Source organism: Actinospica durhamensis, assembly GCF_018139695.1.
GTDB lineage: Bacteria > Actinomycetota > Actinomycetes > Streptomycetales > Catenulisporaceae > Actinospica > Actinospica durhamensis.
This window is the reverse complement of sequence record NZ_JAGSOG010000338.1, coordinates 1-8,126: the sequence shown is the minus strand read 5'-3', so window position 1 is coordinate 8,126 and position 8,126 is coordinate 1. Positions and strand designations below refer to the sequence as shown.

The window sequence follows — 8,126 nt, the reverse complement described above, 5'->3', positions numbered from 1 at the left end:
CACGACGAGCCCGGACCACTCCAACGTCTCGCCGCCGGCCAGCGTGAGGGTGCGGGCGTCGAGGTCCGCGCCGGTGGCCCGCTCGCCGAGCCGCCAGGTCACGTCCTGCGCGTCCCGCGGTTCGCGGCGGCGAGGTAGGCCCCGTACACGTCGCCCGGCCCGAAGCCCACGCCGACCGCGGCGTCCTGCCAGCCGGTGATGCCGAAGGCGTGCAGATGACGCTGGGCCGCGAGCAGTCCGGCGTAGAAGTCCTCCGGGCTCGGCGCCGGAACGACCCGGTTGACCAGGTCGGCCGCGCCCTCCTGCAGCATGCCGGTGGGCGAGCCGTCGGGGTCGCGTTCGATCCGGCCGTCGGCGGGATCGGGCGTGGCCGCGGTGATCCCGGCCAGTTCCAGCGCCCGCGAGTTGACCCACAGCCCGTGCCCGTCCCGGTTGGGCAGGGCGACCGGGCGGTCCGGCACCACGGCGTCGAGCAGCGCGCGGTGCGGATTGCCGCCGGGGAACGCCTCCATGCTCCAGCCGCCGCCGGTGATCCACTCCCGGTCCGGATACGCGGCGGCGTACGCGGCCACGGCCTGGATGTAGGCCTCCGCGCTGTTCTCAGGCAGCTGATGCAGATCGCAGCCGCTCATCACGGTGCCGGCGAGCACCGCGTGCACATGCGCGTCCTGGAAGCCCGGCAGCAGCAGCCGCCCGGCCAGCGGCACGACCTCGGTGCGCGGCCCGATCAGCGCGGCCACCTCGTGCTCGGCGCCCACCGCGGCGATCCGCCCGCCGCGTACCGCGACGGCCGTGGCCCAGGAACGCGCCGCGTCCACGGTGTAGACGGGCCCGCCGGTGAAGACGAGGTCGGCGGGCGCGCGGTCGTCGGCCGCGTCGTCGGTGACGGCGGCCGCGGTCGCGGCGGGATCGGTGGGCACGGGCGCGCTCCTCGGGTTCGGAGCCGTGGGGCTCAGGGGTCGGTGTGGAGCATCTCAGCCGATGTCAGTGGCGTTGTCAATAGCGTTGACAGTGCCGATGAGTTAAGATCGGCGCGTGGACGAGCGAGGAACGGCGAAGAAATCGAGCGAGCCGAACACGGCCGGAGCGACGGACGCGGCGCAGGTGGCGGGGGTGAAAGCGGCCCCGCGCAGGGCCGGCGCGACCGCTCCGCGCCGCCGCGCGACCCTCACCCGCGAGGCGATCCTCGAGGCCGCGCTCTACCTGAGCTCGCCCGAAGGCGGCGGCTCACTCACCTTCGCCCGCCTCGGCCACCGCCTCGGCGCCGACCCGACCGCCGTCTACCGGCACTTCAGGGACAAGGACGAGCTCGTACTCGCGCTCACCGACGTGCTGATCGACGAGGCCGTCGAACTCGCGGCGCGCGAGGGCCACACGAGTGACGAGTGGCGCGAATCGCTCACGGCCATGGCGATGTCGATCCGCCGCGTCCACCTCGCCCGCCCCGCCCTCGCCGCCCTGTGTGCCGTGCGCACCACCGCGAGCCCGAGCGAGACCGAGAGCGTCGAGCGTGTCATCGGCCTGCTTCACTCGGCCGGCCTGCCGGTGATCGACGCCGCCGAGTGCTACCGCATGCTGCTGGACCTGACCCTCGCGTTCGTCCAGGTCGCCGCCACCTGGCTGATGCTGGACCCGGCTGCCCAGGCCAAGGACGACGCCGCCTGGGCGGTGAAGTACGGCCTCCTCCCGGCCGAGCGCTTCCCGCTGGTGCATCAGAGCTCGACGAGGCTGACCGAGCTGTTCCGCGACGACGACAAGGTGTTCGAGCTCGTCCTCGGCACCTTCCTCGACGGCGTGGCCCACCGCATCGAGGAGCACCGGCGCGGCTAGCGTCTGAGTTGCTCGACGCCGGCCACTGCGGGGTCAGTTGAGGCGGGGAGGCCGGGTCTTTCGAGTCGGGGACGAGCTGCCCGTGGCCGGACTTCGGGGCGGGCGGACGCGAAGGCGGCGGATCGTCAGACGCGGGTCGTCCGAGGAGCTGTTCGCCAGTGCGCGCCGGACGCGTGCGACGTTGAACGTGTCGCCGCACTTCTCGAAGGCGTCGCAGGCCGGCCAGAGGTTGGCGTTCGCGGTGGTCGTCTCGCCGAGCTTCTGCAGGACCTGGCCGAGACAGAGTTCGCATTCCGCGGCCGACCACCAGTCCCCGACGCCGCGGAAGTCCGCGATCGCCTCCTGCAGCCGGGCCTGCGCGTTGTCGTGTTCGCCGCGACGGAGGTCGAGAATGCCCTCGGCGCGGGCGACCCGGGCGCGCAAGGGGACGAGGATCTCGTCGGTTTCGGCGCTCTTGCGCAGAAGTGCGAGCTCCTGCTTCGCTCGGGCGCTCTGGCGCGTCGCCTCGTCCAACGCGCCGAGTTCGACGAGGGCGAGCACCACCATGCATCGGGCGCGGATCGAGCCCACGCGGTTTCCCATGCGGCTGAAGCGGAAGGACGCGGTCGCGGCGTGTACCAGCGCGTCCGCGCCGTATTCGGCGTGCAGGGTCGGATTCCGGGTCGATCGACACTGGCTGAGCCGGAGCTTGGCGAAGCGGTACTCGACGGCCGCCCGGCGCCGGGCGTCTCCGTGGTTGAATCCCCGGGCCGCGGCCAGCGCGACCTCCGCGTCCGTCCATCTCATCTGACGCCGTGCCCACTCCGCCCGGGCGAGGCGGGCCCGGAATGCCGCCCGGTCGTCCATCGGGTTGCCCTCGGTTCGCGCGGGCTCGGCCAGCCATTGCTCCTTGGACAGCGCGGCCGCCGCTTCCGCGGCCAGCACGCCGATGCGCTGCTGTTCCACCTCGTCCTTGGACGTGCTGAGTTCCTTCAGGGCCGTGCCGAGTTTGTCCTCCGCGGCTCGATACGAAGCCGCCTGCAGCCACATCTCTCCCTCGGTGCGCATCCGAGCCGCACGCAGGGACGTCCGGCTCGGCTCGTGCCCGGACCCGGGGGTGTAGGCGCCGATCAGGTCGTCGACCTCGTGCAGCAGTCGGAGCGCCTGCGCGTAATCCTCGATCGCGACGAGGAGGGAGGCGTGCGCGAGACAGACGAGGATCTCGCCGTACTCGCTGCCGTCGATCCGCGCGGACTCGCGGGCCTTGACGAAGGCGTCCTGACAGGTCGACACGGGCACGTAGAGGGGCACGCAGCCGCCGAGTCGAGCGGCGATCCGCCAGCACAACGGCCAGTTCCGCTGCTCATAGGCGAGGTCGACCCCGACCACCAGGTGACCGTATTCGGCACGCACCCAGTAGTCGGGGTTGTCGGCGAGGCGTGCGATCACATGGTCCTGATCAGGGATCAGCGCGAGTCCGGCGCTCGCGACCCGCCCGGCCGCGGCGGGCATGCTCGGGTCGAGCCTGGCCATGATCGCGTGCGTCATCGCGAGGAACGCGGAGTCGAGGCGGCCCCGTGCCGCGGACTGCCTCTTCGGCGGTTCCTTCTCGTCGAGTTCGGCGTAGGCGAAACTGCGGGTCAGGGCGTGCAGCCGGTACCGGGAGATCCCCAGCACCTCGTCGGCGGATACGCGCTGGACCAGTTCGACCTCCGCCAGCCTCTTCATCGCCGCGTACGCGTCGTCGTAGCCGAGGTTCAGCAGCGGCATGAGCACCCAGGGCAGGAACGTGCTGGACTCGATCAAGCTCAGATGGCGCAGGGCTCTGCGCTCCCGTTCACCGAGCTCGTCGTAGACCTGTCGGATCTCCCGTTCCACCGAGCCGTCGACGCCGCACAACGCGCGCAGCCGCCTGCGCTCGGGAGCGAGCCGGGTCGGCAGGTCGGCCAGCTCCGCCGCGCGGCCGTCGATGATCTCCCCGCCGACCTGGAGCGCGGAGGGCAGACGTCCGCACAGCTCGAGGACCTCGGCGATCTCCAGCGGCGCGGTGTTCGGCGGGAGCGAGGCGTGCTCGTAGAGCATCCGGGCGGCCCGGCTCGAGTCCGGCAGACCCAGCCGAAGCGAGTGCGGCCCGAAGCTTCCGCCCAGGGTACGCCGACTGGTGATCACCACGGTGCAGCCCGCGTGGTTCGGCACGAGGTTCTTCACCTGGTCCAGGCTCGTCGCGTTCTCCAGCAGGATCAGAACCCTGCGGCGTGAGGTGGCGGTGCGGAACTGCCGGATCCGCGCGTCGGTCGTCGCATCGGGGTGGACGCCGAGGTCGATGAGCATGGCGCCGAGGATCTCGGCCGAGCCCTTGGGCACGCTGGCGGTGGCCAGATCGAAGTAGAGCGCGCCGTCGGGGTGCTCGGCCTCGATGCTCCGGGCGAAGGCCCTCGCCAGGGCCCGCTTGCCGACGCCGGGCTGCCCGTGGATCAGCACGGTCCGGGCGCGCGCGTTCGGCAGCGGCGCCGCGGTGCGGCGGAACCTGCGCCGTCGTTGTTCCGACTGTTCGTCATACAGCTCGCGCAGGTCCGCGAGTTCCCGCTCCCGGCCGGCGAAGTTCTCCGGGAAGTCGGGAAGTCGCGCGGGAGCCGTGTCCGGCCGCCCGCCGGCGGGCGCCAGCGCGGTGGCGCCCGCGGCCACGGCACCTCCAGCCAGGGTCAACAACAACTCTGCCGTTCTGGCGGTCGTCCACGTCGCGAACAGACCACCGAGCGGTGCCACCGCCGCCAAGGCGAAACAGGTCACCGCCACCGCCACGAAGCGCCATCGCCGGGCGATCCTCATCAGGATCCATCGCATGCCGAGACCGCCTAGCGCCCGGTCCGGGGAAACCGGAACCGGCCGAACCGGCGTTGCCCGCGCCGCTGTGCCGGGCGCGTCCCGCCGATGCCCCGCCGCCGCCAGACGTTCGCCGAGGCCTGCCGGCGTGCCGCCGCCAGACGATCGTGATCCCCCAGCCGTTCGTAGATCCGGACCGCCTGGCCGAGGAGTCGGGCGGCCTCGCGCCGGTGCCCCTCGCGCGAACGGATGGAGGCCAGGACACACGCGGTCTCCGCTTCGACCCACGGATCCCCGCACCTTTGGAAGGTGTTCAACGCACGACTCACCACCCGCGCGGCATCGGCAAGAGTCTCACCGGCGGCCAGTAGGGACTCCCCGAGAAGCGCTTCGCAGTACGCGACGCCGTACTCGTGCTTCATGGCCGTGAACTGGCGAGACGCGCTGGTGGCCTTGGCCGCCGCAGCCGTGGCGTCCTTGTCTTGGAGGTATGCGCGGCCCATCTCGTAGGCGATCCAGGCCTGCCAGAGCCGACGTCCGGACTCCCGGGCGGCCTGATCGGCCTGAGTGAGCGTGTCAAGGGCCTTGGGGTTCTCGCCGGCACGCACCAGGACCCGGCCGCGTGCCCACAGCACTCCGCACAGGGCGCCGTTGCTGTCCATCGCACGCGCCGTCGCCTCCGCACGCTGCGTCGCCGCGATGCCCTCTTCGGAGCGGCCCGCCTCGCCGAAGACCACCGCGAGTTCGCGTAGCGCGAAGACGAACTCGACCTCGTCGCCGGATGCGACCGCGACGTCGACGGCGTCCTGGAGGACCGCCGCAGCCCGGTCGAGCGTCCGGAGTCTGCGGGCGATCTTGCCGGCGCACCGCAGCGTATGGGCGGACGGGGGCCGGGAGGTGAGTTCTCGCGCCGCGTCGACCAGCTCCTCAGCCTGGCGGGTGCCGCCGAGTTCCGTCTGTATTTCAGCCAGGGCCACCAGCCCGCTCGCTTCGACGGCTGTGTCGTGGTTCTCCCGTCCCAGCGAAACGCTGTCCCGGGCCAGCCGCAACGCCCGGTCGAGCTCGCCCGCGGCCATCGCGTCCAGTGCGCTCTGGGCGACGGAGTGTTCGAGCGCGAAATCGCTGCGAGCCGCCCGGGCTTCGTCCACGGCGAGACGGCAGGCCGCCACGTGGTCCGCGCCGCGGCGCTCGGCCATCCGCCGGGCATAGTTCAGGACCTGGTCGTGCACGCGGAACAGCGGGACGCTGGCGGCGTCGGTGCTGAACAGCTCGAGAAAGCGCGCCCGCGCCAGCGCGTCGAGGATGCGTAGGACGCGCTCGTCGTCGGCCGTGGTGCCGACCGCTGCCAGCAGGGCCTGCAGGGTCCATGGAGCCAGGATGCGCGCGTCGAGGGCGCCGATCACGTCGACGGCGGTGCGTTCCTCGTCGGCCAGGAGCGCATAGGCCACGTCCAGCCCGTCGAAGGGCTCGATCACCTCCTCGCGCTGGAGTTGGGTCAGCCGCTCCAGGGCGACGGACAGGGACCAGTAGGGCGCGTTGGACAGTGCGTTGGCCGCCATGCGGACGGCCAGAGGGTAGAGTCCGGCCGCCTGCACGATCTGTTGAGCCGCGCCCTCGCGCTCGGCGACCCGGTCGACGCCGCCCTCGCCGAGGAGCAGAGTCAGCAGATCCACCGCCTCCGTGATGTGCAGGCGGTCGAGAAGGACCTCGTGCGTGCGAATCAGACCGGTCAGCGGCCGTCGCGACGTCGCGATGACCGTGCAGCCGGGACCCGTGTGCAGCAGCGGGGTGAGCTCCGACTCGTCCTGGACGTCGTCGACGACGAACAGAATCCTGCGTTCCGAGGTCAGCGTACGCAGCGTCACCGAGCCCTCGGCGTCGCCGGTCGCGCCATAGGCCGACGCGAGCGCGGAGACGAAGGCCTGGAGATACGGCGCGGGCCCTTCGGCGGCCGGCTCGGGCAGGCCCAACTCGTCGGTGATGCGGGCGAACAGGCTTCCCCCCGGGTAATCCGGCGCGATCTCGTGGGCCAGCTTGATCGCGAACGCCGTCTTGCCGATCCCCGGCTGCCCCGTCACCAGCACGACGCGCGCCTGCTCACGAGCCCGTCCGCGCTCGCTCCGCAGCGCCGCGAGCGCCGCGTCGAGTTCGTCCCGCCTTCCCACGAACAGCGGCTGCGGGGGCAGTTGGGCCGGCGGCCGGAAGCGCACCGACGTCATGATCGGCGCGTGCCGCGCGGTCACGGCCCTCCGGCCGAGCCGCTCGTGCCAAGCGCCGATGCCGACAAGCACCGCGAGATAGCCGACCAGCGGACCGACGAGGAAAGGCCAGTCGGCCCGGAAGACGGCCACCACGCAGATCACGGCCGCGAAGAACGCGCCGGTGATCGGTGCGGTTCGTCCAAGATGTCTGAGCACCGGGACTCCTGCCACTCGACGGAAGGCTGGATGGTGCTTGGGAAGGCTGGATGGTGCCTGATCGACCCCCTGGAGCCCCGGCTCAGGACTCCAACTCCATGGTGGCACGACAATCGCCCCAGCACCCTGCCTTTCGCAGCAGCCGCACTCGATCGAGGCGCAGGCGAAGCGCGTCCGAAGCGCGTCCGAAGTGGATGCGAAGCGCGGGCGAAGTGAGGGCGCATTCGACGACGCCGGCGACCGGATGGCGAAGTTCGCGGTCCCGCGGTTACGGGTCGCTGGTCGTGGGCGCCTACTACTCGTCGTCCTCCTCGGCCAGGCCGAAATCAGAGGCAAAAGCCTCGAGGAACTCCCGCCGCGGCCCAAGCTCGGCCTCTGCGGCAATCCCCGCAATGACCTCGATCAGGCGAAGGCGCTGGTCGGCCGTCAAGCAGTCGAAGACACCAGCGACCCAATCCAGAGTCTTGATCGCGCCCCGAGGCTCTCCGTCCTCATCGATGGAGGACTCCAACATCCAAGCCAACTCGACCACGATCTCGGCCAGTGGCCGCACCAGCGGATCTGCATCTGTCACGAGCGAGGAACCTATCCGATGCCGATCGCGCCTGTGGGCACGCTCAATACAGATCGTAGGAGAATCCGGCACGTGGTAGTGCTTCGCCAGACTCGATCCAATGGGCGACCGCTGCGACGGCCAGGTCCTCCGCAATGAAGCAGACACCGGGAACCTCCAGCATGTCGTCGAAGCAGGCGCCCCGGAGTGTCCCGTCCGGCTCGCACGAGCCGCGCGTGACCTGCTGACCGAACCCCTCATCGGTGTGAATCACAGCCCAGCCATCCGGCGCGATGCCCAAGCACAGCGAGTTCTGCGGCGTCTCGGCGTCTCGGCGTCGCGCCACAGCGCGAGCCCGGGCAGATGGTCGACTCCGGCCGTCAGATACTCACCGGCCACTAGGGCACCTTTGTTTGTGAAACTTGGAGGGTTGTCCTGAGTTTTTGTGCAGGGTAAGTCGTCGGCCGGGGTCTTGTGAGCTTATGTGGCGATCGGGACTCTGGCTGCGGCGATGCGCTCGTTGA

General features: G+C 71.1%; 5 protein-coding genes and 1 pseudogene. 1 reads left to right on the top strand and 5 read right to left on the bottom strand.

Annotated elements, in window-relative coordinates:
• Positions 1-113 precede the first annotated feature (113 nt).
• Positions 114-818 (bottom strand): annotated as a pseudogene (locus KDL01_RS36590) (amidohydrolase); the annotation flags it as partial.
• 217 nt (positions 819-1,035) lie between these two features.
• Here KDL01_RS36590 and KDL01_RS45675 point away from each other — a divergent pair.
• Positions 1,036-1,830 carry a TetR/AcrR family transcriptional regulator gene (locus KDL01_RS45675; RefSeq protein ID WP_212533296.1) on the top strand — a complete coding sequence of 265 codons (795 nt, stop codon included), beginning with the start codon at positions 1,036-1,038 and terminating at the stop codon, positions 1,828-1,830.
• A 33-nt stretch (positions 1,831-1,863) separates the two neighbouring features.
• Here the strand turns inward: KDL01_RS45675 and KDL01_RS36580 are convergent, their stop codons facing one another.
• From KDL01_RS36580 to KDL01_RS36565, 4 genes are all read right to left on the bottom strand, one after another.
• A complete protein-coding gene (locus KDL01_RS36580) occupies positions 1,864-4,653 on the bottom strand; it encodes a disease resistance family protein (RefSeq protein WP_212533295.1) in 2,790 nt (929 codons plus the stop codon).
• 11 nt (positions 4,654-4,664) lie between these two features.
• Positions 4,665-7,049: an AAA family ATPase gene (locus KDL01_RS36575; protein ID WP_212533294.1), complete on the bottom strand. Its 2,385-nt coding sequence runs from the start codon at positions 7,047-7,049 to the stop codon at positions 4,665-4,667.
• A 295-nt stretch (positions 7,050-7,344) separates the two neighbouring features.
• On the bottom strand, positions 7,345-7,623 hold the full coding sequence (locus KDL01_RS36570; protein WP_212533293.1) for a hypothetical protein: 279 nt from the start codon (positions 7,621-7,623) through the stop codon (positions 7,345-7,347).
• Between the two features lie 43 nt (positions 7,624-7,666).
• The gene (locus KDL01_RS36565; RefSeq protein WP_212533292.1) at positions 7,667-7,903 is read right to left on the bottom strand and encodes a hypothetical protein; all 237 of its coding nucleotides are present in this window, start codon (positions 7,901-7,903) and stop codon (positions 7,667-7,669) included.
• Positions 7,904-8,126: the final 223 nt, after the last annotated feature.

Coding starts and splice junctions, on each gene's coding strand:
- KDL01_RS36580 (WP_212533295.1), bottom strand. CDS start 4,653: ATGCGATGGATCCTGATGAGGATCGCCCGGCGATGGCGCTTCGTGGCG.